The 24,654-nt window shown below is 66.6% G+C and carries 19 protein-coding genes and 2 tRNA genes; 5 read left to right on the top strand and 16 right to left on the bottom strand.

Annotated elements, in window-relative coordinates:
- Positions 1–153: 153 nt before the first annotated feature.
- Positions 154–225: transfer RNA gene (locus MT490_RS13340), tRNA-Cys, on the top strand.
- 98 nt (positions 226–323) lie between these two features.
- Here the strand turns inward: MT490_RS13340 and MT490_RS13345 are convergent.
- The 3 genes from MT490_RS13345 to MT490_RS13355 form a co-directional block, all read right to left on the bottom strand.
- On the bottom strand, positions 324–1,691 hold the full coding sequence (locus tag MT490_RS13345; RefSeq protein WP_297388485.1) for a DUF6161 domain-containing protein: 1,368 nt from the start codon (positions 1,689–1,691) through the stop codon (positions 324–326).
- A 681-nt stretch (positions 1,692–2,372) separates the two neighbouring features.
- The gene (locus tag MT490_RS13350) at positions 2,373–3,200 is read right to left on the bottom strand and encodes an alpha/beta hydrolase (RefSeq protein WP_297388488.1); all 828 of its coding nucleotides are present in this window, start codon (positions 3,198–3,200) and stop codon (positions 2,373–2,375) included.
- Between the two features lie 96 nt (positions 3,201–3,296).
- Positions 3,297–4,046: a queuosine precursor transporter gene (locus tag MT490_RS13355; protein WP_297388490.1), complete on the bottom strand. Its 750-nt coding sequence runs from the start codon at positions 4,044–4,046 to the stop codon at positions 3,297–3,299.
- 59 nt (positions 4,047–4,105) lie between these two features.
- Between MT490_RS13355 and MT490_RS13360 the strand changes: the two genes are divergently transcribed.
- Positions 4,106–4,182 (top strand) — tRNA-Arg (locus MT490_RS13360).
- Between the two features lie 15 nt (positions 4,183–4,197).
- Here the strand turns inward: MT490_RS13360 and chrA are convergent.
- Positions 4,198–5,601: a chromate efflux transporter gene (chrA, locus tag MT490_RS13365; protein WP_297388493.1), complete on the bottom strand. Its 1,404-nt coding sequence runs from the start codon at positions 5,599–5,601 to the stop codon at positions 4,198–4,200.
- Positions 5,598–6,422, bottom strand: coding sequence for a sulfurtransferase/chromate resistance protein (locus tag MT490_RS13370; RefSeq protein WP_297388496.1), 825 nt, complete (start codon positions 6,420–6,422; stop codon positions 5,598–5,600). The genes chrA and MT490_RS13370 overlap by 4 nt, the downstream gene beginning before the upstream one ends.
- Before the next feature lie 234 nt (positions 6,423–6,656).
- Between MT490_RS13370 and MT490_RS13375 the strand changes: the two genes are divergently transcribed.
- Genes MT490_RS13375 through MT490_RS13385 form a run of 3 tightly spaced genes read left to right on the top strand, consistent with a single transcriptional unit; the run spans position 6,657 to position 10,272 of the window.
- On the top strand, positions 6,657–8,945 hold the full coding sequence (locus MT490_RS13375; protein ID WP_297388498.1) for an FdhF/YdeP family oxidoreductase: 2,289 nt from the start codon (positions 6,657–6,659) through the stop codon (positions 8,943–8,945).
- 29 nt (positions 8,946–8,974) lie between these two features.
- Positions 8,975–9,721, top strand: coding sequence for a formate dehydrogenase accessory sulfurtransferase FdhD (fdhD, locus tag MT490_RS13380; protein ID WP_297388567.1), 747 nt, complete (start codon positions 8,975–8,977; stop codon positions 9,719–9,721).
- Positions 9,718–10,272 carry a molybdenum cofactor guanylyltransferase gene (locus MT490_RS13385; protein ID WP_297388500.1) on the top strand — a complete coding sequence of 185 codons (555 nt, stop codon included), beginning with the start codon at positions 9,718–9,720 and terminating at the stop codon, positions 10,270–10,272. The genes fdhD and MT490_RS13385 overlap by 4 nt, the downstream gene beginning before the upstream one ends.
- 12 nt (positions 10,273–10,284) lie before the next feature.
- Here MT490_RS13385 and MT490_RS13390 read toward each other — a convergent pair whose 3' ends face one another.
- From MT490_RS13390 to MT490_RS13440, 11 genes are all read right to left on the bottom strand, one after another.
- Positions 10,285–11,535 (bottom strand): sigma-70 family RNA polymerase sigma factor, encoded by a 1,251-nt coding sequence (locus tag MT490_RS13390; protein ID WP_297388503.1) that lies wholly within the window; start codon positions 11,533–11,535, stop codon positions 10,285–10,287.
- Between the two features lie 85 nt (positions 11,536–11,620).
- Positions 11,621–12,004: a YciI family protein gene (locus tag MT490_RS13395; RefSeq protein WP_297388506.1), complete on the bottom strand. Its 384-nt coding sequence runs from the start codon at positions 12,002–12,004 to the stop codon at positions 11,621–11,623.
- A gap of 122 nt (positions 12,005–12,126) precedes the next feature.
- Positions 12,127–12,540: a YbaN family protein gene (locus tag MT490_RS13400; protein ID WP_297388508.1), complete on the bottom strand. Its 414-nt coding sequence runs from the start codon at positions 12,538–12,540 to the stop codon at positions 12,127–12,129.
- Positions 12,521–13,132 carry a biliverdin-producing heme oxygenase gene (locus tag MT490_RS13405; protein WP_297388509.1) on the bottom strand — a complete coding sequence of 204 codons (612 nt, stop codon included), beginning with the start codon at positions 13,130–13,132 and terminating at the stop codon, positions 12,521–12,523. The genes MT490_RS13400 and MT490_RS13405 overlap by 20 nt, the downstream gene beginning before the upstream one ends.
- A 29-nt stretch (positions 13,133–13,161) precedes the next feature.
- Complete coding sequence (locus tag MT490_RS13410) at positions 13,162–13,989, bottom strand: energy transducer TonB (protein WP_297388512.1); 828 nt, start codon at positions 13,987–13,989, stop codon at positions 13,162–13,164.
- Positions 13,979–15,439 (bottom strand): surface lipoprotein assembly modifier, encoded by a 1,461-nt coding sequence (locus MT490_RS13415; protein WP_297388514.1) that lies wholly within the window; start codon positions 15,437–15,439, stop codon positions 13,979–13,981. Before MT490_RS13415 ends, MT490_RS13410 begins: the two co-directional genes overlap by 11 nt.
- A gap of 151 nt (positions 15,440–15,590) precedes the next feature.
- Positions 15,591–16,364, bottom strand: a complete 774-nt coding sequence (locus tag MT490_RS13420) for a Slam-dependent surface lipoprotein (RefSeq protein WP_297388517.1) — start codon at positions 16,362–16,364, stop codon at positions 15,591–15,593.
- A 118-nt stretch (positions 16,365–16,482) separates the two neighbouring features.
- Positions 16,483–19,536, bottom strand: coding sequence for a TonB-dependent receptor (locus MT490_RS13425; protein ID WP_297388520.1), 3,054 nt, complete (start codon positions 19,534–19,536; stop codon positions 16,483–16,485).
- Between the two features lie 183 nt (positions 19,537–19,719).
- The gene (locus MT490_RS13430) at positions 19,720–20,826 is read right to left on the bottom strand and encodes a FecR domain-containing protein (protein WP_297388522.1); all 1,107 of its coding nucleotides are present in this window, start codon (positions 20,824–20,826) and stop codon (positions 19,720–19,722) included.
- Entirely contained in the window at positions 20,783–21,295 is a 513-nt protein-coding gene (locus MT490_RS13435; RefSeq protein WP_297388525.1) for a sigma-70 family RNA polymerase sigma factor, read from the bottom strand. The genes MT490_RS13430 and MT490_RS13435 overlap by 44 nt, the downstream gene beginning before the upstream one ends.
- 249 nt (positions 21,296–21,544) lie before the next feature.
- Entirely contained in the window at positions 21,545–24,316 is a 2,772-nt protein-coding gene (locus MT490_RS13440; protein ID WP_297388529.1) for a TonB-dependent receptor, read from the bottom strand.
- Positions 24,317–24,654: the final 338 nt, after the last annotated feature.

The following is a 24,654-nucleotide window of genomic DNA, read 5'->3' on the forward strand; positions in this document are numbered from 1 at the left end:
CGAAAGCATCCGACCCATCCACGCCGGCCTCCTTCACCAGCAGGAAGCGTGAATCAGAAAACTACGCCCTTGGGAATCCCTAACGATTCACGTCGCTCGGAAAACGCTCTAGAGGGTGCAAGTCCCTCCGGTCACACCAGCGGAAGCCATCCTGTCCGGGTGGCGAAATGGGAACGCAGCGGGCTGCAAACCCGCCACGAGCCGGTTCGATTCCGGCCCCGGACTCTTGCGCACCTAAAAAACCATATAGGTTCTTACATCAATATCGTACCCATCCATGCACGGCGTCGACCCCGCATGGAACATGCACGGTGAACGCGCGGTCACTTCGCCATCTGCTTGGCGAGAATGGCGGCCGCCGAAAGATCGAAGCCGCCACCCTCGTCCTTGATGATGCCGTCCTGCGTTGGCCGAAATAGAGACGTGAGCACGATCGTCTCGTTGGCGATGTCCACCGAAGCGCCTTCCTTCAACGCCATGAAAGTCTCCGCGAACGCTTTCTTCTCATCGGCATCCAGCGACAAATGCCGCTCGCTCAGGAAAATGCGATACTGCAGCCGCGTCACCCAGAGAATTAGGGAGGTGGTCAGAAGCAGCCCGGCGACAGTAAGTGGACCTTTCGCCGAGAATTGGCGTACGCAGCTTTTCGGCTGATCGGATAGGCAGTGAAGCGCGTGAAAGCTGCCGGCGATATAATCTCCGAGCAGATAGGGAACGCCTATCCCGACGATCACCGCGCAGATCGTGGCGATCCAGAAGTTGCGATGCGCGGCGGCGGCCTGCCCACGGTGCGCCTTGGCACGCTGCTCCCAGAGCGCTACAGGCGCGCGAAGCCGCAATTGCGTATGAAATAGCGACTTGAGCTCCTCGAACGCCTGCTCGCGCGCGTGGTGCTGGCGCTGCGCCAGCCGGTCCAAAGCCTCGATCCGCGCCTGAGCCTCGCCAAAGCGCCGCGCGACCTCGGCGTCGATTCCGCCACGCCAATCGCGATAGTTCCTGCCGCGCCGACGTTCAGCGCGGATGAAAACGCCGCGCAACTTTGCGGCTTGCGTCGCGATCTGGTCACGAAGGCCTGTCAGCTTCGCATTATGGTCGGCATTAATCTGTTCGGCTTCGCCGACCGTCGAATCGAGCATGGCAAGCTGCTTCGCCGCATTAGCTTGAGCGGTCTTGAGGCCCGATGCCGTCAGCTTTTGGAACGGCAGGGCCGCTGACACATACGCCGCTGCGAGCAACGTTTCGCCGCGCTGATTTAAGGACGAGGCGCCTTCAGCTCCACCCTGAACCCGAAGGTCACCACCAAACTCCGTTACAATGAACCGAACATAGGCGGCTAGTCCATCATCGAACCGTCCAGCAGCATACAACCCGAGGATCAGTTGCCCTTCTATTGAATCAGCGGGCGGCGGTGATGCCGTCCTCCGACGAAGCGCCCCAGCATTGACCGCTGCGAACTTCTGCGGATCGTCAAGCGCCTCCCGCAGGCGCTCGAACGCAGCCGCCAGTTCATTGCCATTGATCTGTCGCTGGTAGTATTGAAACTGCACACGCTCGGGCTGTGCAGACAAATGCTCGAGAAACGGAGCCCATGCCGCTTCTTCCCGCTGGAGATAGCTCTCCATCGTCTGGCGGGTCGCCCGCTCGACGTTCGGCAGAACTCGATAGTGAATGACGTAAGTGGTTTCGCTCATATATTCGTCTCTCGGTGGCTCGATGGAGGCGGCAATGCTGGACGATTGGCACAGCGCCTCAAAATAGAGCCATAGTCCAGTACTGGTCAGCAGATCTAACGACGAGGGTGAGAATGAAGGTTTGCCCACGGCATACGATACAGCCGTGATACGAGCCTCAACTACCCGCAACCAGCTATGAGGCGCGCGGCTGCTTCCATCGCTGCCGACTCAAAATCGGACAGGCAGCTAGCCATCGTAAATCGCCATCGCGAGCCACCCAGCCACCCACCCCTTGCAATGTAGGATTTCACCTGCTTGCCTCGGGCGGTCGGCGTTGCCGGCCGCTCTTTTCCATCGTCGGATCGATCTTCCCGCGTGCGCCCTGCCCGGCCGGTTGCCGGAGGCGCTTTGCCGGCGCGCGTGCGCTGCGTTCAGGACGCGCGCATGTCGCGTGGGTGCCGCGCAGTTGTCGCCTCATGGTGCGCAAGTGTCGCGCGCACGCCGCGCCACCGTCGCCCGCGTGGCGCGCCATCGCCGCGCACGCGGCGCGCGACTGTCGCGTCACAAGCGCCACCCCGCCGCCTCGTAGCGGCTTCAGCGGCGCATCCCGCCAGAAAACCCGCGAACGGGTCAAGCAGGGTCAACCAGCGTCAACCGGCCGGCCAAGCCGCGCCCTCCGGCGCCCCGGCACCCGTCGCCCTAGAGCCGCGCCTCCAGCCACGCCTTGATATCCCCCATCACTTCCTCCTTGCCCACATCCGCGAGCAGGTCGTGATAATGGTCCTTGTACAGCTTGAGCGTCTTGTCCGCCGATCCGGTGGTTTCGTAGAAGAACTCGCTGCCCTGGCACACCGTCGCCTTGTCGGCGGTGCCGTGCATGATCAGCACCGGCAGCGTGACCGTCGGGAATTCCTCGCGGAGCCGTTCGTCGGCGCGGACCAGGGCGGCGACGGTGGCCGCGGGCTGGGTCTCGTTCTGCGTATAGGGATCGGCGTTGAGCTCGGCGACCTTTGCGGGATCGCGCGAGAAATCCTCGTTCTTGAGCTTGAGCACGCCCAGCCGCGGCGCGATGTGGCTGAGCCCCTTGATCGCGGCGAGCGCGAAGCCCGGCGCGGGCACCTGGAAGGCGAAGCTCTCGCAGATGAAGCCGCTGATCTCGCTCTGATGGTCGAGCACATAGCTGGCCGAGGTCACGCCGCCGGCGCTGTGCCCGAGCAGGAAGACCTTCAGCCCCGGGAACCGTGCCTTGGCGATCGCGATGGTGCCCGCGACGTCCGCGACATAATCGGCGACGTCCTCGACATAGAAGCGCTCGCCCTGGGAACGCCCCCGCCCCCGCAGGTCGAGGGCGAGGGCGGCATAGCCGCTCGCGACGAGCTGCTCCGCCGCCCATGCATGCTGCCCGCCATGCGAGTTGACGCCGTGGCAGATGACCACCACGGCGCGGGGGTCGCCCGCCGGCTGCCATGTCCGGTAGAATATCTCGATCCCGCCCGCACTTTCGAACGTCGCTTCCTCGGCAGCCATGGAACGCTCCTCTCGATTTCGGGGGCGAGACTGTTCCGAAAGCGCAATGAGATGCAAGTGCGCAATTTGCACGGTTTCAGCGCCGGCGCGGGCGCTTCAGACCCTCGTGGCGAAGGGGGTGAAGTCGGTCCCCTCGTCGAAGACGTCCACGCCCTCGCGGCGCTTGAGGAAGCCGACCACGGCATAGGTCGCCGGAGTGAGGAGCACTTCCCAGGCGACCTTGAGCGCCCATTGCGTGAACAGCACCTGGATCACCAGGTCGGTCGTCCAGCCCTCGGCGCCGAGGAAGGCGAGCGGATAGAAGATCAGGCTGTCGACCCCCTGCCCCGCGAAGGTCGAGCCGATCGTCCGGGTCCAGAGCATGCGCCCCCGGGTCCACAGCTTCATCCGCGCCAGGACGTAGGAGTTGACGAACTCGCCCGCCCAGAAGGCGCAGACCGAGGCGAACACGATCCGCGGCACCTGGCCGAAGATCGTCTCGTAAGCCGCCTGGTTGCCCCAGTCGGGCGCCGGAGGAAGCGCGACGACCACCCAGGACATGAACGCCATGAACAGCACCGCCGCGGTCCCCGCCCAGATCACCCGGCGGGCGCGGGCATAGCCATAGACCTCGGTCAGCACGTCGCCGATGACATAGGACAGGGGGAAGAACAGGATACCGGCGCCGAACGGCCAGTAGCGCTCGAGCCCCGGGATCCAGATCTGCGCGACCTTGCCCGCGCCGAGCACGTTCGAAAGGAGGATGATCGCGACGAATGCCGCCATCACGAAGTCATAGTAACGGAAATGCCCACCGGACACGTCGCGCGCGGCGACATGCGCCGGTCTGCCTACCCCCTCGCTCATGTCGTGCTTATGATGCCCGTTCCGCTGCCGCGCAATCCGTGGCACAGGCGATTCGGCGCGCGCCCGTAGCTCAGCTGGATAGAGCACATGCCTTCTAAGCCTGTGGTCGTTGGTTCGAATCCAACCGGGCGCGCCAATCTCCGCAGCCGCGTCAGCCGATCAGGCCGAGCAGGTGGAGGGCGATGCCGGCCGCCGAAGTCGCCAGCAGCGTCGTGATGACGCCGGCACGGAGGCCGAACACCGCCGCCACCGCCGCGACGGCGAGCGCGAGCGCCCAGGGATCGATGCTCGCCGGCACGGGCGCATCGAAGCGTATCGGTCCCGCGGCCACCGGCACCGTCGCCCGGAAGAGCGTGTGGAGGGCGAACCAGACCGCGAGGTTGAGCACCACGCCGACCACGGCCGCGGTGATCGCCGAAAGCGCGCCGGACACTGCCGCATTGCCGCGCAGCCGTTCGATGAAGGGCGCGCCGAGGAAGATCCAGAGGAAGCACGGCGTGAAGGTCACCCAGGTCGCGAGCAGGCCGCCGAGCGTGCCCGCCCAGAGCGGGTCGAGGCCGCCCGCGTCGCGATAGGCGCCGAGGAAGCCGACGAACTGCAGCACCATGATCAGCGGCCCCGGCGTCGTCTCGGCCATGCCGAGGCCGTCGAGCATCTCGCTGGGGCTCAGCCAGCCGTAATTCTCGACCGCCTGCTGTGCGACATAGGCGAGCACCGCATAGGCGCCGCCGAAGGTAACGGCCGCCATGGTCGAGAAGAAGGTGCCGATCCGGCTGAAGACATTGTCCGGCCCAAGCGCCACGACCAGCGCCAGCACCGGGAGTAGCCACAAGGCGAGCCACAGCACCGCCGTGCGCAACGTCTCGCGCCAGCCGGGCCGAGCATGGGCCGGGAGCTCCTCGCCGAGCAGCGTGTCGGCATCGGCGACGATCGCCCCCTTGGCCGCGCCATGTCCCCCGCCGTCTTGGAAGGCGGAAGAGCCGGCGCGGCTCGCCCACCAGCCGACCAGGCCGGCGGCAAGGACGATGATCGGGAAGGGAACCGAGAGGAAGAAGATCAGGATGAAGGCGGAAGCGGCGAGCAAGCGCGACGCCGTCGTCTTCAGCGCGCGGCCGCCGATCCGCACCACCGCCTGGAGTACGACCGCGAGGACGGCCGCCTTCAGCCCGAAGAACAGCGCAGAGACGATGCCGACGCGCCCGTAGAGGACGTAGATCCAGCTCAGCGCCATGATCGAGATCATGCCGGGCAGCACGAACAGGACCCCGGCGACAATGCCGCCCCTGGTGCGGTGCATCAGCCAGCCGATATAGGTGGCGAGCTGCTGCGCCTCCGGCCCGGGCAGGAGCATGCAATAGTTGAGCGCGTGCAGGAAGCGGTGCTCCCCGATCCAGCGCTTCTCCTCCACGAGGATGCGATGCATCACCGCGATCTGCCCGGCCGGCCCGCCGAACGAGAGCATCGCGATCCTCAGCCACACCCAGAAGGCCTGGCCGAGCGTGACCGGTTGCGGACGCAGGACGGTAGCCGGCGTATCCACGGCGATCGTGCTCATGCCCGCACTTCGCGCGGCTTGTGCGAGGTCCAGTCATGGGTCTCGCCGCGCGCGTCCCGGCACCAGCGATAGAGCGCGTCGTAGACGAGCATGCCGGCGTCGAGCTGCTCGAGATCGTCCGCGTACATCCGCGACAGCCCCAGCGACACTGCGAGCAGCCCCGCCGCCTCGGGCACGAGATCGGGCCGCGCCGTATCGGCGCCGCGTACGATCGAGGCGAGATAGTCGATCGCCGGGAAGTCGGCGAGGCCCAGCTCGTCCACCATCAGGTCGAAGGTGCAGCGCTCGCCCCGATGGCTCCAGAACACGTCGTCATGCGCCACGTCGAAGGGCGTCGCGCCGAGTTCCTTCGCCACCGTCAGCACATCGGGAGCCGGCACGAACAGGAACCTGGCCTGGGGATCGACGAAGCGGCGGATCAGCCAGGGGCACGCGATGCGGTCGACCTTGGGCCGCGCGCGCGTCACCCAGAGCGTGCGGCCCTGTCCATCGCGGCGCGGGAGCTTGTCCGCGGCGACGAGCGGGAGGCCCGCGGCGTGCCAGGCCGCGAAGCCGCCCTCCAGCGCTTCGGCCTCCACAGCTTCGCTGCGCAGCCAGGCGGAGATGCCTTGAGCCGATGTCTCACCGTCTTCGTCGACGATGACGGCCGCAGCCCCGGCGAAGCTGCTGGCCCATTGCTCGACAGCGTCGGCAGGCATCCGGATGGAGCTCGGGATCAGGTGCTGGCCTTGGGCAGGCCGCACGTCGATGACGACGGGGGAACCAGGCGTGCCGATCAGCCGTACGAGCTTGTCCGAAGCGATACTGTTCAACGAGGGCATGGAGCGTCCTTTGCGATGTTCAGGACGCGATTCTTCGGCTGTCGCCTCGTGGGGAGACCGCTTTCCCCATGGTCTTACTAAACATCCCGCGGCGCCGAGTGTCAACGGCACGGGCCGCAATCGTCGGAGTTCGCGAGCGCCGCCTCACGGTTTTTGCTTGAAGTCGTTGCCGCCAGGACCATTGTCGCGGAAAGGCCGTTCCGCCCGGTCGGGCGAAGCGAAATAGGGTGTACCATGTCGAAGCAGCGTTCGGACAAGCCCGAGATCAAGCCCTTTGCCGGCCCTGCCGGCGGCTGGGGCTCGATGCGCTCGCTCGCGGAGATCCTGCGGCGCGAGCGCGTCACTCCCGATGCGCTGCTCCAGCTCGCCCGCCAGAACAAGCCCGACGGCTTCATGTGCGCCAGCTGCGCCTGGCCCAAGCCGGCCGATCACCATCCCGCCGAATTCTGCGAGGAAGGCGCGAAGGCGACCGCCTGGGAACTCACCACGCTGCGCACCACCCCCGAATTCTTCGAACGGCACACGCTCACCGAGCTGCGCGGCTGGAAGGACTATGACCTCGAACAGCATGGGCGGCTGACACACCCGCTGCGCTACGATGCGCCAAGCGACAAGTACGTCGCCTGCAGCTGGGAAGAGGCGTTCGACGCGATCGGCACGGCGCTCCGCCCGCTCGATCCCCGCTCCGTGGCCTTCTATTCCTCCGGACGCACCGCCCTCGAGGCATCGTACATGTACGGGCTGATGGCGCGCATGTTCGGCAACCAGAACCTGCCCGACAGCTCGAACATGTGCCACGAATCGACCTCGGTCGGGCTCAAGGCGGCGATCGGCGTTCCGGTGGGCACGACGCAGCTCAAGGACTTCAAGCAGTGCGACGCAATCTTCTTCTTCGGCCAGAATGTCGGGTCGAACGCGCCACGGATGCTCCACGACCTGCGGGCCGCGCGCAAGCGCGGGGTGGAGATCATCACCTTCAACCCGCTCAGGGAGCGCGGGCTCGAGCGCTTCACCAATCCGCAGAGCCCGGTCGAGATGCTTACCGGCGGCGAGACGCAGATCTCGACGCAATATCACCAGGTCAAGGCGGGCGGCGACATCGCCGCGATGCTGGGCATCGCCAAGTTCGTGATCGAATGGGACGATGCCGCGCTCGCGGTCGGCGATCCGCGCGTGCTCGACCATGAATTCATCGCCCAGCACACCCAGGATTTCGAAGCGTTCGCCGATGCCGCGCGCACGGCGGATTGGGCCGATATCGAGCGCGAGTCCGGGCTCGAGCGATCGGCGCTCGAGCAGGCGGCGCGGGTCTATGCCAGATCGAAGGCGGTGCTCGCCATCTACGGCATGGGGCTGACCCAGCATGTGAAGGGCGTCGAGAATGTCCGCATGGTGGTCAATCTGCTGCTCCTGCGCGGCAATATCGGCAGGCCCGGCGCGGGTCCGACGCCAGTGCGCGGCCATTCGAACGTCCAGGGCCAGCGCACCATCGGCATCACCGAGAAGACCGAACTCGCCCCGGTCGACAAGCTCCGCGAGCTCTACGGCTTCGATCCCCCCACCGAGAAGGGCCTTGATACCGTCGAGACCTGCCGCGGCGTGATCGACGGGTCGGTGAAGGCGGTGGTGAGCCTGGGCGGCAATTTCCTGCGCGCAGTGCCCGAGACCGCGGCGATGGAGGAAGCCTGGCCGAGCCTCGACCTCTCGGTCCAGATCGCGACGAAGCTCAATCGCAATCACCTCTTCGCCGGCAGGGTTACCTATCTCCTCCCCTGTCTCGGCCGGGTCGAGGCGGATGTGCAGGCGAGCGGGCTGCAGGCCGTGTCGACCGAGGATTCGACCAGCTGCATCCACGGCTCGCGCGGCACGGCGAAGCCCGCCAGTCCGCACCTCCTCTCCGAGCCGCGCATCGTCGCCGAGATCGCCAAGCGCATCCTGCCGCCCAACCCACGCGTGGACTGGGACAGCTGGGTCGCCGATTACGGCCGCATCCGCGATGCGATCGAGGCGACCTATCCGGCGATCTTCAAGGACTTCAACAAGCGCCTGTTCACTCCCGGCGGCTTCTGGAAAGGCAACAAGGCGGCCGAACGCATCTGGCAGACGCCGAGCAAGAAGGCCGAGTTCCTTGTCCCCAGCGGCCTCAGCGCCACCGGATTCGGCGACGCGGACGGGCGCTTCCGGCTGATGACGTTGCGCTCGAACGACCAGTTCAACACCACCATTTACGGCTATCACGATCGCTTCCGCGGCGTGAAGGGCACGCGCGACGTGCTTTTCATCAACCGCGAGGACATGGCGGCTACCGGCCTGTCCGAGGGCCAGATCGTCGCGCTCGAGAGCGACGCGGGCGACAACAGGCTTCGCCGCCGCGAAGGCCTGATCGTCACCCCCTACGACATCCCGCGCGGCTGCCTCGGCGCTTATTATCCCGAGGCGAACGTGCTGATGCCGGTCGAGCACCATGCCGAGCAGAGCCACGTCCCTGCCGCCAAGTCGGTGCCGGTTCGGATCCGCGTCTGAACGCCGCGCTCGCCCTGGCATTCGAGCGGATCGGTGCGGACGCGTCCTCCGACACGGAGACGCGCGTCATCGCCGAGGAAGTGCCCGTTGCGATCGAATGCAACGGGATCGGCTATGCGGTGCTGATGGCCAGCCCCGAGAACCTGTTGGATCTCGGCTACGGCTTCGCACTCACCGAGCGCCTGATCGACGACGCGCGTGACGTGCTCGACGCCGAAACCCACGCAATCGAGCAAGGCATGTTGCTGCGGCTGACCTTATCGTCGCGCGTGGCCGGGCGGCTGTCCGACCGGGTTCGCCACCGCACCGCGGATTCGTCCTGCGGCTTGTGCGGCGTCGAGAATCTCGAGCAGGCGTTGCGCCCCTTGCCCACCCGATCCGCACGCTGGGACGGCGCGGACGAAGCGGTGTTCGCTGCGCTCCGGGAGCTCGACCAGGCCCAGCCCCTGGGTGCCGCCACACGCGCGGTGCACGCGGCCGCAGCCTGCACGATGAACGGCGCGATCCGGCTCGTCCGCGAGGACGTCGGGCGCCACAATGCGTTCGACAAGCTGATCGGTGCGATGCTGCGCGAGGGGCTCGACTGGGCCGGCGGCTTCGCCCTGCTCACTTCGCGCTGTTCCTACGAACTCGTCGAGAAGGCCGCGCTGTCCGGCTGTCCGATGCTCGCGACGATCTCGGCACCCACCGCGCTGGCGCTCGACCGGGCCCGCGCGGCCGGACTGGCGTTGCGCGTGCTCGCCCGCCCCGACGCGCTGTTGAGGCCGGTCGCATGAGAGTGCTCGGCGCCATCCTCGCCGGCGGCCAGTCGCGGCGTTTCGGCAGCGACAAGGCCGAGGCGTTGCTCGACGGGCGGAAGCTGATCGATCACGTCGCGGCAGCGCTGCAACGCGACTGCGACGCCCTTGTGATCTGCGGACGCACGCACCCGTCGACGCCCTGGGTCGAGGACCGCCCGCACGCGGGGCTCGGCCCGCTCGGCGGCCTATGCGCCGCGTTGATATACGGCCGGGACGCCGGGTTCGACGCCGTGCTGAGCGCTCCATGCGACGTCCCGGACCTGCCTGCGGACCTTCGCCTGCTGCTCTCGCAGAGCGGCCCACCCGCCTATGTCGCCGATCAGCCGGTGATCGGCCTCTGGCCATGCGCTCTCGCGGAGAAGCTGCATGCGCATGTGGAGCAGAGCACCGACCGATCGCTCCGCGCCTGGGTGCGCGCCACCGGCGCCACGCCGGTCGAGCTCGCCCGCAGGCCGCGCAATATCAACACGCTCGATGATCTGACGGCCCTCCGACAGGAGCACGCTTCCTCGACCGATCCCGCATGACCGCGCGACGCCTCAGGCGCAGGCGTCCGCGCGGGCCCGAAGAAAAGCCCTTTCCCGCTCGTTGCGGGTGAGCTTGGCCGCAGCCTCGAATTCGGTGCGCGCCTCGGCCAGGCGGCCGGAGCGAAACAGAAAATCGCCTCTCGCCGCCGGCAAGGGCGCATAGTGGCTGAGAGCGGCGGCGTCGGCGATCTCGTCCACCAGCCGCAGCCCCGTTTCGGGCCCGAAGGCCATGCTGTGGGCAACCGCTCGATTGAGATCGACCACCGGCGAAGGCATCACTGCCCGCAGCCGATCGTAGAGCGCCGCGATTTGCGGCCAGTCGGTATCGGCCGGCCTCAGCGCCCGGGCATGGCAGGCCGCGAGCGCCGCCTGCAGCGCATAAGGACCGTCGCCCCCCAGCGCCTCGGCGCGGGCCAGCGCTTCCAGGCCCCGGCGGATCAGAAGCTGGTCCCAGCGCGCACGATTTTGCTCGGTCAGAGTCAGGAGCGCGCCGTCCAGCCCGGTGCGCGCAGGGAGGCGCGACGCCTGGATCTCCATCAGGGCCAGGAGGCCGAATAGTTCGGCATCCTCCGGCATCAGCCCGGCCAGGATGCGGCCCAGCCGCTGCGCCTCGAGACACAGGTTCGGCCGGACGAGGTCGTCGCCCGCCGTGGCGGCATAGCCTTCGTTGAAGATGAGGTAGAGGACCTCCAGCACCGAGGCGAGCCGTGCCGCGCGCTCGGCGCCGCGCGGTACCTCGAAGCCGAGGCCGGCCTTTCCGATCGTCTTCTTCGCGCGGACGATGCGCTGGGCGATCGTCGCCTCGCTCGACAGGAAGGCACGGGCGATCTCGTCCGTCGTCAGGCCGCCGACGATACGCAGCGTGAGCGCCGCGCGAGCGTCGGCCGAGAGCATTGGGTGGCAGGCCGTGAAGATGAGGCCAAGCAGCTCGTCGCCGAGATCGTCGTCCAAGGCCGTGCTCGGGTCCTTATCGTCGACCGTATCGTCCTGCTCCCGCGCGATCTCCGCATGCTTGCGCTCGCGCATCTTGTCGCGACGGACCGCGTCGATGGCGCGGCGCTTGGCGGCGGTCATCAGCCAGGCGCCGGGATTGGTCGGAACGCCGATCCTGGGCCATTCGGAGAGGGCAATGACCAGCGCATCCTGCGCCAGTTCCTCCGCGCGGTCGACATTGCGCACCAAGCGGGCCAGGCCTCCGATGAGCCTGGCCCGTTCGATGCGGAAGATCGCTTCGATCGCCTGGTGCGTCTCACCTGCAGCCACGCCGCCTTGTCGGCCAAAGCGAGGAACGAGGCAAGCAACCCGCGCCCGGCAGCCTCAGGTGCCGCCAGTCAGGATTCCCGGGATCTCAGGCGCCGGCTTCGAGCTCCAGATCAGCCATCTCGTACAGCGGCCGGATCTCGATCTCGCTCGGTCCCGGCATGGGATTGGGGCAGCGCTTCACCCAGGCGACTGCCTCGGCCATGTCCTTGACTTCCCAAAGCCAGAAGCCGGCGACCAGTTCGCGGGTCTCGGCGAAGGGCCCGTCGATGACGGTTCGGCCGGGACCATCGAACGCGATACGCTTGCCCTCCGAGGAAGGTTTGAGGCCGTCGGCGGCGAGCAGAATGCCGGAATTGACCAGTTCCTCGTTGAACCGGCCCATCGCCTCCATCATCGCCTTCTCCTCGGGGCTCCCGACAAAGCCCCTCTCGCTGTCCGCGGTCGCCTTCACCAGCACCATCACACGCATCGTCTGTCTCCTCATATGCGCCGGCCTTCATCGGCCTGACATCGGAACGACGAACGAGGTTTTCGGGAATCGACAACGTCCTGCAAATTTTTTCGACGGTCGAACCGCAGGACCGTTCAGGCCTATGTACGCCCCGGCGTCGGGCGGGTCAGGATGAAGGCTGCGCAACCGGCCAGGACGAGCGCCACGATCAGATCGGCCGCGAGGCTCGGGCGTGCCCCCCACCAGAACAGCGCATAGCCGACCGCCATGCCGAGGCAGGCCATGAACTTGGCCTGCGGCCCGATCGCCCCATCCTCGCGCCAGGCACGCAGCGTCGGCCCGAACCGCGGATGGTTCAGCAGCCAGGCCTCGAGCCGGGGCGAGGACCGCGCGAAGCAGGCGGCCGCGAGGATCAGGAAGATGGTCGTCGGCATCAGCGGCAACAGCGCGCCGATGAAGCCGAGTGCCACGAACAGGAACCCGAGCGCGAGCCAAAGCCATCGCGGCAGCTGGCCCAGGCGCCGGTTCGATGGCTTATCGGGTGAAGGTGGCATCGACCAACGCCCGGACATGGGCAAACGCAGCTTCCGCACCGGCAATCACGCGCGCGTCCTCCTCGGGCTCCAGTTCGAGCGCATCGAGCGCAGCAGTGAATTCACGCCAATGCTGCGCGCGCCCATCGGGATGCCCCGCAAGGTGGCGTGCGCCGAAGCCCGCGTCGAGCCCCAATGCCGCTGCCGCCTTGAACAAAAACGCGGCGCCCAGGTTCGAACCTTCCGCCACGTAGAGCCAGCCGAAGGCGGTGGGCAGGTCGATCCTGTCCTTGAACGCCGATCCGGCATCCGGATCGGGAACGCCCTGCTCCAGATCGGCTAGGTCCTGCCGGATAGCCGCGAGGCGGCGGCGTCCATCGAGATCGGGAAGCACCGCTTGCAGCGCAGGGATCAGATAGAGCGGATCGATGGCGCGGTGGAACAGGTATTGGACCCTCAGGAACAGGCCGTAACGTTCCCGGTCGCGGAAGGGTTGGCCGGCCATGATGCGGGTGTCGAGACGCTCGTGCGCGGCCTGGGTGCTCGCCTTGAGCCGCTTGGATCGGCTCCTGTCGGCTGCGTTCGGCGCATCGAGCATGGTGGTCGTGGACATGGGTTTCCTTCCTGGACGGGGTGAGATCGTCATCGCCGGAGCACGAACTGGATCGGGATGGTCACGGTGACGGGGTCGCCCCGGATGTCCGCCGTGGGCGCGGGCACGGGTGATCCACGCCGCACCGTGGCGAGCGCCTCGCCGTCGAGCACCGGATAGCCGCTGCCGCGATCGATACGGGCATTCAGAACCTTGCCCTGCCGATCCACCGTCACCGAGACGAGCGCCACGCCCTCCTGCCGGCTGCGCTCCGCCTGGCGCGGAAAGCGCAGATATCCCTTGAGATGGCCGAGAAGCTGGCTCTGCCAATTGGCGAGCGCGGCGCGCTCCGCCGAAGCCGAGGACACGCGCGCCGCGACCGTTGCGCCCGGGTTAGGCATGGCGGGTGGCGCCGTCGTCCGCTCGACCGGGCGGGTGTCGGGCGATGCCTGCTTCGTCTGAGCCGCGGCCGGCAATTGCAACGGCATCTCTGGGAGCACGATATCGACTGGCTTGGGCTCCATCTTCGTCTCGGCTGCGTGCGAAGCCTCCTGCTCCTGCTGCACCGGTCCCGCGGGCAGGTCGACCGGAGGCGCCGGCGGCGCGGATGGCGCGGGTGCGAGCTCGAAGGTGACAGCCAGTGGCGCGGCCGGCACGACGCGCTCGATCGGAGAATGCGGAATCCCCAGCAGGACGCCGACCGCGATCCCGAACAGGCAGAAGGTTCCGGTCGAGCCGAAAGTGCGGCACGCCGCGGACTGCCGATAGCCGCTGCGCTCGAGCGGCACCTCGTCCGCCCGGATCTCGATGACCCTATACGGCCGCGAAAGGCCTGCCGGCGCAAGCGCATGCGCCTGGAGAAGCGCGTTAGAAGGCATGTTCCAGCCTCAGGCTCGCAACTGTCCGCCGGTAGGAATAGAGCCAGTCCACATTACTCTTCACGCTATTGTGCTGGACGAGGATATTGGGGGTCAGCCCGGCGAAGCGCAGCGCCGGCAGCCTGGCGATCGCCACGAAATTCTGGTCGCGATCGTGGCGCTTTGCTCCGAGAAGATCGCTGAAGCCGCGATAGTCGCGCCAGCGAACCGAGGTGAAGGCGAGCAGGCTCGCGGCCTTGCCGAAGCTTTTGTTGAGGCCGAACCGGAAGCCGAGCTGGCGATAGGCGTTCGCGCGGCTGTCCGCAGTCTTGTCGGCGAAGTCGGAGCCGCCGAAAATGCCCAGCCCGGGCGCGGCGGCGTACCAGCCTGTCAGATAGATTTCGGTGAGCGCCCCGTCATAGTCCTGATAGGCGCGCGGGCGATAGTCGAAGACCTTGCGGCTCGCCTCGAGGCGCAGCGCGGTGCTCGGCGTAGGTGCCACCATCCCCTCCGCCCGCAGGCCCCAGGCGCTGTAGAGGATGTCGGGCCCGAAACTGGAAAGCTCGAAGGTCGGCGAGAGCGAGTAGCCGCCCTTCACGGTCTGGTGGTCATAGCCGATCTGCGCCGAGAGCGTCGCCTGGCTGTAGGCGCCATGGCCGGGATAGACGTCGCCATAAAGCAATGCCCGCCCCAGGATCCCGCCATTGCCGCCGAGCGGAACGCGGCGGCTGAGCGTCCCTTCGAAATTAACGCCCATCGCCTCGATCGGATCGGGCACCTTGCGATCGATCAGGCAGACGCCGTCGGGGCCCATGAGCAGGCAGGCATAGCTCGCCGACGATTGGTTGAGGTTGCTGCTGTAGCCGGGTCCGATCGCGATCGACCCCTGCCAGCCGCGGCGCTTGTCGAGCGCCTGCGTGAACAGGTCGATCGTCTGCCGGATGCCGGCCGCCCGGTCGCCCTGCGTCTCGGCCTGGGTCCGCACCCGGCGGAATGCGCGGAGCGCGTCGCCGTCCTTGCGGCGCTCGAAGAGGATACGGGCGAGTTCGAGCTGGCCGGGCAGGAAATCCGGCTGCAGGGCAAGCAACGCACGGTACCGCGCCTCGGCGACGGCAAGGTCGCCCGCCTGTCTGGCGAGCGCGCCTTCGGCATAGAGGACCAGCATCGGGTCGCGGTCCCCGAGGCCGCGATAGGCATCGAGGAAGCGGCGCGCATCCGGCCATTGCTTGCGCGCGACCGAGATGTAGAGCGCCTGCCCCATGTCACTGGCGTTGTTGCTGACGGTGTAGGTCTGGCCGTCGATCTCGATGGTCGACGGGGCGGGCAAGTCGGCGGCTTCGAGCAGCTTTCGTTCCGCCTCGGCCGGCTGGCGGTCGATCCCCTGGCTGAGGCGAAGCCGCGTATCTTCTCCGCCCGTGCTCTGGGCAGCGGCGGCCGAAGCGGTGGACAGTGCGCTGGCCACGAGCAGCATCCCGAGCTCGCGGCGTGGACGGGGGGATCGACGGGATGTCACGACTGGACTGGCCTTCGCTGCGGGTCTGGACGGGAAATGCGGCGCGCGGAGACGGGAAAGCAGGGGACCGATGCCGGCCCCCTGCCCCTTGCCGATGCGGCGCGAAGCGTCAGTTCTTCGTGCCACCGAAAGCGGTGTTGTACTGGGCGTTGCCGGTGAACTTCACCAGCCCGGCCAGCGCCGCGGCCTGCGCCCCGAAGAAGCGTCCCTCGACCGAACCGCCATTGACGGTCGTTCCGCCGGTGGTGACGCTGGCGTTCACGCCAGTGATGTCGCCGGCCACGATCCCGGCGGTGCCGATGTTCACGGTGTAGTTGCTGGCCGCGTTGGTGAGGCTGCCGCTCAGCGTGCCGTTGAGGTTGGAGAGGAAGTTCGCGGTGAAGGTGCCGGTCAGGATGCCCTTGTTGGCATAGTCGCTGATGCCCTTGACGCTGTAGGTCGCCTGGCCGGCCGCCGGCGCGTTGGCGGTCGTCGTCGGGTTGCTGCCGACATAATAGACCGCGTGGTCGGCGGACGCCATGGTGCCGGCCTGTGACCATTCACCGAAATAGACGTCCTGGCCGCTCACCTTGGCGAAGTGGAACCGGCCGAGCGTGCTGTGGTCCGAAGGTGCGCCGCTCGGATTGTTGATGGTGACCACGCCGTTGGCGTCCGGCCCGAGCGTGTAGAGGAACTGGAAATCCACGAGCTGGCCGAGGCCGGTATTCGGCACCGCGATGCCCGGCTTGCCCGAGGTGTGCGGGCCGGCATTGACGGTGCTCGTACCCACCACGACCTTGGTGGTGTCGCTCGACTCGCCGACGATCTGGGCGTTCGCCATACCGCTCCACGCGAGCGTCGCGAGGCCGGCGGCAGACAGCAGCTTGAGATGTGCGATCTTCATGATAGTCCTCTTGCTGTTGGAGCGCCTGAACCTTCAGGCGCCTTCATCCAGGGCGCGCCGCCATTCCCCCGGTCTTGAGAGGGTTGAGGGACATGGCGGCGGCCCTGAATTCTCTTCATCAGAAGCGACCCGTCAGGCTGAGGCGGGCCGTGCGGCCCGGCGCCGGCATGAGCGAGCGCGTCAGCGGGTCGAGATAATAACGGTCGGTGAGGTTGGTCCCGACGAGCTCGGCCGAGAAACGGTCGTCGAGCCTGAACCTGGCATAGAGGTCGAGCGTCAGGATCTCGCCCCAGGTGTAGGGCACGTTGAGCGCCGATCCCTGGATGCGATCCGGCAGCGGACCGCCGATGAACTGATCGAGCTGCGGATTGTCATAGGCGCCGTACCAGACCAGCCGCCCGCCGAGCTCGAGGCGCTTCCGGAAGAAACGGCCGCCGAGCGTCCAGTTGATCGAATCCTCCGGCGTCGCCTGCGTGAGCAGGTAACTCGAGACGAACCCGTATTTGACGCAGTCGGGAACGCGCCCTTGGGAAGGATCGCTCTGGATCGCGAAGCTCGCGTCGCACGCCTTGTTTTTGGTCATGTGCGCGGCGCCGATCTCGGTGAAGAAGCGGCCGCTGTCGAAGCGTGCCTGCAGCTCGATCCCGGCGATCTCCTGCCGGTCGAGGTTGAAGAACATCAGCTGCGTGTCGCGCTCGATGACGTTCCTGGTGGTGTTGCTGTACCAGGTGAGCTTGAGATCGGCGCGCTGCTCGTCCCCGCCGAGCCCGAACAGGCTCCTGAGGTCCTGGATATAGGCCGCCTCCCACGAGCGGACATGTTCGGGCTTCAGCGCGCCGGCCGGGTTGAGCGATGCCGAGAAGCCGATCGTGCTCTCGAACATGCTCGGGAAGCGATAGGCTTCCGCATAGCGCAGATAGGCGCGGCTGCTGCCGCTGAAATAGATTGTCGCCGATGCCGACGGCGCCCAGCCATGCGCCGATTTGCGCTTGTTCGCGGTGGTGGTGAACGTCGTGAAGTTCGCAGTGACGCTGCACCAGCCGTTATAGCCCGCCTGCCCTGCCGCGAAACCGTTGGCGCAGATATTGTCCGTGCGGCTGAACCTGCCCCGGGCGTCCGGCTCCCAGGCGGGCCCGGTATGCGTCACCTCGAACGGGAAGGGATTGGCGGCATATTGCTCCACCTGCGGATCGATCAGGATCGGGTAGAGTTCGGGCGGAAGGCCCTGGAACAGATCGATCAGATAAGCGCGGTACGCGTCCGCGCCGGTCTCCATGGTCCGGTACGCCGTCGAATAGCTGGAGACGACGGGCTGCGCGATCGAGCCGCCGCGAATCTCTAGATATTCGTCGAGGAAGTCGTCATGCGCCCAATAGCCCGAATAAGTGAGGCCTGCGTTGAGCTTGAGGAAGCTCGTCGGCCGCCATTCGCCGCGCAGGTTGATCCGATATTCCTCGCGGCGTCCGGCACGCGGGAGCTGGCGCCAGCCATTGGCGATCGCGTCGCTATATTCGTCGTCGGATCGCAGCTTCTCGTGCTGCCAGCCGCCTTCGAGGAGCAGGTCCAGCCGCGAGGTCAGCTTCATCTGGTTGCTGGCGGTGAATCCGAAGCGGTCGTTGCGCGAATTGCCGAGCGCGCTGTTGATCAGGATCGGATCCTCAACCGAGGCCGAGTTGGGAAAGCCGCCGGCGCTATAGGTGTCGCTGACTGTATGGGTGCCCCAGAGATTGGCCTTGATGTCGATCCACTTGCTGTCGGGCTGCCATTTGTATTCGGCATTATATGCCTGGGCGTGGACCTTGCTCAGCGGCCACTGGATGTTGCCGAAGCCGAAGGACGAGATGATCCGCGAGGGGATGATCTCGCCATAGGTCGATTTGCTGTCGCGGAAGCCGAGCTGGAGATATTGGTCGTCGGCGATCCGCCAGGTGCCCTTGAACAGCCAGGATTCCATCTCGCTCGACGTGTTCGGCACTTCGTTGCCCGGCTCGTAGTTGAGCCCCAGGGTCCGGACATAGGTGTCGGGGGCGAGTTCCAGGTCCTCTTGCCGGTAATAGTCCGCGCCGTTCCCGCCCGAGAAATAATTGCCGCGCGCGCGCCAGGCATAGGCGCCGAACAGGTCCAAGTCCCCGACCCGGCCGGCGACCGCGATCCGCGCGGCCTTGTCGCCGAGCGAGAAGAAGGCGTTGTCGTCGGCGGTCCGGATCGGCACGCGTAGCGTCGGGTCGTTGTATGGAAAGGTGGGGTAGCCCGGCGTTCCCGGGCTGCCGGGGAAGCCCGGGATGGCGTTATAGTCCTCGCCGGTGCGCAGCGCGGGGACACGCGGCGAGACCGAATTGTTGCCGCCCTCGAGCCTGAGCTCGACTCCGAAGCTTTCCCCCGCCTTCAGGATATCGCCGGCGTCGAGCGTGTTGATCACCACCGCGCCGCCGCTCGAAGCGTTGACGCCGCGTTCGGCGGCTGGCCCCTTGAGGACCTGGACGCCGGCGATCAGGCTCGGATCGATATAGCTGCGGTTGCTGGCGCCGTTATAGCCGCGCCAGACGGTGAGCGCCTGTTCGGTGCCGTCGATGATGACGGGGACGCGTCCCGGCCCCTGTATGCCGCGGATGCTGGGATCGAGCGCGCCGCTGTTGCGCGAATCGCCGCTGAAGACGTTGACCATGCCCTTGAGGACATCGGAAGGCGTCACGCCCTTGTAGCGTTCCACCTCCTCCTTGCCCGCAAAGGTCGACGACAGGTCGGCGTCATAGACGTCGTCGCGGCGCCGCGCGTCACGCTCGGCGCCGCTTTCGCGAGCGGCAGCGTCGCCTTCGACCCGCAACGCCTCGGTGACGATCGGCGACTGCTGCCCCTCGGCGACCTGCGGCGCTCGCGCGAGCGTCACAAGGTCGCCGTCCAGTCGCCAGACGAGGCCCGAGCCGGCGAGCAGCCGGTTCAGCGCTTCTCGGGCCGGCATCCGTCCCCTGACTCCCGACGAGCGGGCACCCTGCACTTCACCAGCATCGACGCTCACCTGAAGCCCCGATTGCCGTCCGAAATCGATCAGCGCGCCGCTGAGCGCCTGCGACGCGATGTCGTAATCCCGCACCGCCGTCTCGTCCGACGCCTGCGCCGCGGCTGTCGCAGGGCAGATCGCTGTGACTGCCGCCGCGCCGAGCAACGCCGCCACCAAGACCGCACGACCGCGCTTCGAAACCCCAATCCGTCCCCCCAATGCCACGCCCGCTTTCCCTCTTGCCCTTTTGAAGCTGGAAATATGCAATTGCGACGCATTCGCATATTCACCTATCCCTTCAACGAACGGGGAAAGCGATTTTTCGGAAGTTTTTTGCGGAGGCCGCGAGAAGCGCAGTCAGTCCGCCGAAATGACGAGGATCCAGGGCGTGATCCGTCGCACGCTGGCGTGGTGCGCGGCCGCGAGTGCCGTGAGCGCCTGCTCGGGGTGGCGCAGGTCGTAGACGCCGGTGACGCGGCGCTGATCGAGGCCGTCGCCTCGGGCGATGATGATCCCGCCATACCAGGGCCGAAGCGCATCGACGATCTCGCGCATCGGCCGATCGGCGACGATGACCTTGCCTTCGACCCAGGGGGCAATGCGCGACGGCTCCACCCTGCCCTCGGCACTTCTGACGCCGCAGGCGAGATCGAGCGTCTGCCCGGCCTCGAGTTCGCTGGCGGCCGACCGGTCGTTACAGGCGACCGCGACGCGGCCGCGGCGCACCGCGACGGCTACGCCGTCCCCGCCCTTGCGGATCTCAAACGCGGTGCCGAGCACCCTGGTGACGGTATCCCCCGCTTCCACCTGGAACGGACGCGCGGGATCGTGCGCGACGTCGAAATAGCCATCGCCTTGCAGCAAACGCACCTTCCGCGCGCCCTCGCCATAGTCGATCGCGAGCGCGCTGCCCGCCGCCAGCCGCACCACGCTGCCATCGGCGAGGCGGACCGTCTTCATCTCACCGGTTGCGGCCACGGCATCGACGCGCGCCCGCACGATCAATCCGGGCATCGCGACCAGGGCAAGGCATGCCGCAGCGGCACCTGCCGCGAAAAGCGGAATGCGGCGAAGGCGGCGACGGCGCGACCCGCCTTCGATCCGATCGCGCCGAGCCCGGACAACGGACGACATGCGCGTGGCGGCGATCAACCGTGAGACATTGCCGGTCTCCGCCCATGCCGCTGCATGCGCCGGATCGGCCTCGACCCACGCGGCGAAGCGCTCGCCGAGCGCGGCATCCCTCGGCGCCTCCTGCAGCGCGATCAGCCAGTCGACCGCCTCCCGGTCGATGCGCGCACGCGCTTCCGCGCCGCTGTCGAGGGGCTCGATCATATCCCTCCATTCCCCGGACGGTTCGGCCGCCCTTGTCTGATAGACGAACGGCAGCAACGGATTTTCGGTTCGCCGGGAAAGAAGGTCATCGCGCGCCGCGCAGTCGGGCCCGACATTGCGCGACGCCATCCGCCACGAGCTGGTGCGCGGTGGTGACCGAAACACCGAGCCGCGCGGCGATGTCCTTGAGCTTCGCCCCGCCGATGCGATGCATCTCGACCGCGATCCGCATCCGCTCCGGCATCCCCTCGAGCGCCTCGCGCACCAGACGCAGTTCCTCGCTGGAGATCAGGCTCGCCTCGGCCGAGGGTTCGGCGCTCGCGATGTCGGAGGCGGGCTCCTCGAGACCCTCGACGAACAACCGCTCCCGCAACCCGCGCCGGCGGCGATCGTCATGGGCCAGGTTGCGGATGACGGCATGCAGATAGCCGACCGGCTCGTCGAGCGCCCGATGCGCCGCCGCGGCCTGGAAGCGCAGCCATGCCTCCTGCAGCACGTCCTCGGCCGAGGCGCTGTCGCCGGTGAGGCGAAGCGCATAGTTCAGGAGCTTCGCGCGATGCGTCAGGAAGAGCTGGAGAGCGTCGGGTCCGCAAGACACGGGCGGTCTCTAACTCCACCTGCACGGCAGCACCCGCACGAACTCGCTGCTGCCGGCCGCCTTTGTTGAGAATGATTCGCAGCTAGTCCAGAACGCCGGCGCACACAAGCTCGCAAGGGCGCCGGAACCGCGACCTGGACGAGAACGGTTGGCGATCGCTTCCCGGCCAGAGATCCACCGCCGGCCAAAAAAAGGCGACGCCGCCATGAGGCGACGTCGCCGGATCATCGTCGTCAGGATCAGCGTGGGCTACATGCGGAAGGACAGGCTGCCGACGAAGGTGCGCCCGTTCTTGTAGAAGGCCGAGGGCCGATCGCGCGTGCCGCTATACTGCAGATAGGTCTCGTTGAGCAGGTTCTGCGCCTGGACGGAGATGGTGATGTTGTCGTTCACCTTGAACGAGGCCGAGGCATCGAGCTGATTGTACGGCGCGACCATTTCCAGCGAGCCCAGGCGCCCGATCGTCCGGAAATAGGAAGAGCGGTAATTGTAGCTCAGGCGCGCCTGGAACGGCCCGCTCTCGAAATAGGGAATGATGTTGACGGTGTGCTTGGAAAGATAGGGAAGGTTGAGCACCTCGGTCGTATCGAGCGTCGTCGAGGTGCTGCTGTCCTGGTACGCATAGTTGGCCTGGATGCCGAACCCGCCCCAGATCTCCGCCTGGCCGTGGACGAGCACGCCATTCACCGTCGCCTCGCCGCCGTTCACCGGCTGCGACACGCTGTACCGGTTCTCGAGCTGCCCGGTCAGCGAGTTGTAGAGCGTCACGCCCTCGCGGCGCGTGTTGATGATGTAGTTGGAGATCTCGCGGCGATAGAGTTCGAGCGAGAGCAGCGCGCCAGGCGCCGGATAATATTCCGCCGTGACCTCGAAATTGGTCGATTCGTACGGCCGCAGATTGGGGTTGCCGCCCCCCGCGTCGTAGGTGACGTCGTTCTGTGTGATCGAAGCCGCCAGATCCTGGTAGCGCGGCCGCGAGATCACCTTGGCCACCGCCCCGCGGAAGATCAGCTGCGGAGTGGCCTCATAGGCGACGTTGAACGACGGCAGGAACTTCAGATAGTCGTTCGTGGTGCTGGTCGGTATCGGTCGCGGATTGGGGTCCGCCAGCGTCGGCAGCGCCAGGGCATATTGCGACAGGTTCTTGGTATAGACGAGCCGGCCGCCGATATTGCCGCGCAGCTTGCCGCTCTCGAAGTTGAACTGGACGTAGCTCGCCGCGATCGTTTCCTTCACGCGCGTAGAGGCGCCCACCTTGTCCACGAGCGGCGTATTGATCGCGTCGGCAAGGATGTCGATGACCGATTGCTCGGGCAGGTTCAGATACTGGGTAGCGCTGCCGCTGCCACCCGTGCCGCTGAAGACGCCCTCCGGAGTCACGAGCGTCTCGACGCCGAGCTGCGAACCGAGCAGCGACTGCTGGAGATAGGTGTTCACGCCGCGCGCATCGACGCGGTTGATGTGGTGCGTGAAGCGGCCGCCGATCAGCACCTGGGTGAAGAAGCCGCCGACGGGAACGGTCGCGTCGAAGCCGGCGTAGACGTCGCTGTCGGTGGTGACGCTGTAGTCCAGCCCGCCGATCTGCGCGGCGACGAGCTGCGCCCCGTTTACGATCACGGGTTCGCCTTCGATCGAGGCAGGGTTGTTGTTCGGGTTAGTGAAGTAATTGGCCGGATTGGTGAGGTCGCCGACGAAATTCACTTCGGCCGAGGTCGGAGTGATAGAATAACTGAACGGCAGCTTGGTCTGGACGTTGAAGAGATATTCGGGATTCCGCCCGCCGGTCGCCTTGCTCCAACCGCCGGAGAAGGACAGCTTGGAGCCGTCATCGCCTTCCCAGTCGGCGAAGAAGTTGAGATTGTCGGTCTTGAGCTTCGTATGGCGGACGAGCGTGTCGAGCTGCGCGCTCTGGCTGTTGGCAGCGGCGAAGCTGGCCTGGGTCACCACGCCGTTCGAAATGGTGGCCGACTGGAGCACGTCGCCGGTCCAGGCGCCGGGGATCGTGTACATCGACTGGCTGTAATTGTTGTAATTGCCTTCGATGTGCAGGCCGTTGAGCGTGAGGGTCAGGTCGCTCGTCGGGCGCAACTGGACCGCACCGGCGATGCTGGCGCGTTCGCGCTTCTGCTGGAAATAGGCATAGTTGATGCCGAAGGGCGATGCCGCCGCGTCGAGATCGGCGAGCGAGCCGCCGGTGATCACCGCGTTCGGGTTCTTGAGCACGCGCTGGCCCGCGGCGTTCGTCGTCATGAACGGGCTGCCGGTGCCATTGGCATTGTCGTAGCCGAAGAACTCGACGCCCGAGCGCACGAGATTCTGCTTGTCGTAGGTGGCCGCGATCAGGACGCCGAACGTCTCCGCGTCGTTCTTCCAGCTGTAGAGGCCGGAGCCGCGGATGTTCCCCTTCTCCGCGCGGTCATTGTAGGAATAGCCGGCGGACGCGAAGATCGAATGCGCTTCCAGCTCGAGCGGCCGGCGCGTGCGGACGATCACCGTACCGCCCAGGCTGCCTTCGTCGATCCGCGCTTCTGGCGACTTGAAGACCTCCAGCCGGTCGACCAATTCGGGCGCGAGCAGCGAATAGTTGAAGGTGCGGCTGCTGGGGTCGTTGTCGTTCCCGCCCCAATCGGCCGAGGCGAGACCGTGTCCGTCGAGCAGCATACGGTTGAGCGCGGGATCGGTGCCCAGGATCGCGACCTTCTCGCCCTCGCCGAAACGGCGGTCGATGGAGACGCCGGGAATGTGCGACAGCGATTCGGCGACGTTGCGGTCGGGGAACTTGCCGATGTCCTCGGCGGAGATCGCGTCGACCACGGCGTTCGCGTTGCGCTTTACCTGGATCGCCTGGCGAAGGCTGCCGGCATAGCCGGTGACAACGACCTCTTCGCTGGAGGTGTCGGGGCTGGCCTGGGTGGCGCCCTGGCTCGGCGGCGGCGTGCTGGGAGCTTCCTGGGCCTGGGCGCTGGCGGCGAAGCCGGTCAGAGCCGTGGACAGCAAGATCATCTGTCGCAAACGCATCATGGGTATCTCCCCTTCATAAGCGCGCGCACCGCTCGAATATCGACCTCCTCCGTAGCCGACCGCATCGGGCGGTTTGCCCACTCCGTCGCGATCATCGATCGATATAACCAAAGTATACCATTAGAGCGACCAAAAAATACGGTTTTGTTTCAATCCGTCGCAAGAATGGTGGCATTGGCCGGCGGAAGGCTGCTGCAGCCGATAGCCCTCCTAGGGCTCGAGTGGAGGGAGAGTTTCGGAATTCGGTCAGCAAAAGGTATCGATTCAACAAAACTGGTATGATACCAAATACACTCTTGGGACAGCGGCCATCGACTAGGCGCCGCATCCGGGATCAC

Source organism: Sphingomonas sp., from assembly GCF_026460985.1.
In the GTDB taxonomy this organism is placed as follows: Bacteria; Pseudomonadota; Alphaproteobacteria; order Sphingomonadales; family Sphingomonadaceae; genus Sphingomonas.

Coding starts and splice junctions, on each gene's coding strand:
- MT490_RS13345 (WP_297388485.1), bottom strand. CDS start 1,691: ATGAGCGAAACCACTTACGTCATTCACTATCGAGTTCTGCCGAACGTC.
- MT490_RS13350 (WP_297388488.1), bottom strand. CDS start 3,200: ATGGCTGCCGAGGAAGCGACGTTCGAAAGTGCGGGCGGGATCGAGATA.
- MT490_RS13355 (WP_297388490.1), bottom strand. CDS start 4,046: ATGAGCGAGGGGGTAGGCAGACCGGCGCATGTCGCCGCGCGCGACGTG.
- chrA (WP_297388493.1), bottom strand. CDS start 5,601: ATGAGCACGATCGCCGTGGATACGCCGGCTACCGTCCTGCGTCCGCAA.
- MT490_RS13370 (WP_297388496.1), bottom strand. CDS start 6,422: ATGCCCTCGTTGAACAGTATCGCTTCGGACAAGCTCGTACGGCTGATC.
- MT490_RS13375 (WP_297388498.1), top strand. CDS start 6,657: ATGTCGAAGCAGCGTTCGGACAAGCCCGAGATCAAGCCCTTTGCCGGC.
- MT490_RS13385 (WP_297388500.1), top strand. CDS start 9,718: ATGAGAGTGCTCGGCGCCATCCTCGCCGGCGGCCAGTCGCGGCGTTTC.
- MT490_RS13395 (WP_297388506.1), bottom strand. CDS start 12,004: ATGCGTGTGATGGTGCTGGTGAAGGCGACCGCGGACAGCGAGAGGGGC.
- MT490_RS13400 (WP_297388508.1), bottom strand. CDS start 12,540: ATGCCACCTTCACCCGATAAGCCATCGAACCGGCGCCTGGGCCAGCTG.
- MT490_RS13405 (WP_297388509.1), bottom strand. CDS start 13,132: ATGTCCACGACCACCATGCTCGATGCGCCGAACGCAGCCGACAGGAGC.
- MT490_RS13410 (WP_297388512.1), bottom strand. CDS start 13,989: ATGCCTTCTAACGCGCTTCTCCAGGCGCATGCGCTTGCGCCGGCAGGC.
- MT490_RS13415 (WP_297388514.1), bottom strand. CDS start 15,439: ATGCTGCTCGTGGCCAGCGCACTGTCCACCGCTTCGGCCGCCGCTGCC.
- MT490_RS13420 (WP_297388517.1), bottom strand. CDS start 16,364: ATGAAGATCGCACATCTCAAGCTGCTGTCTGCCGCCGGCCTCGCGACG.
- MT490_RS13430 (WP_297388522.1), bottom strand. CDS start 20,826: ATGGCGTCGCGCAATGTCGGGCCCGACTGCGCGGCGCGCGATGACCTT.
- MT490_RS13440 (WP_297388529.1), bottom strand. CDS start 24,316: ATGATGCGTTTGCGACAGATGATCTTGCTGTCCACGGCTCTGACCGGC.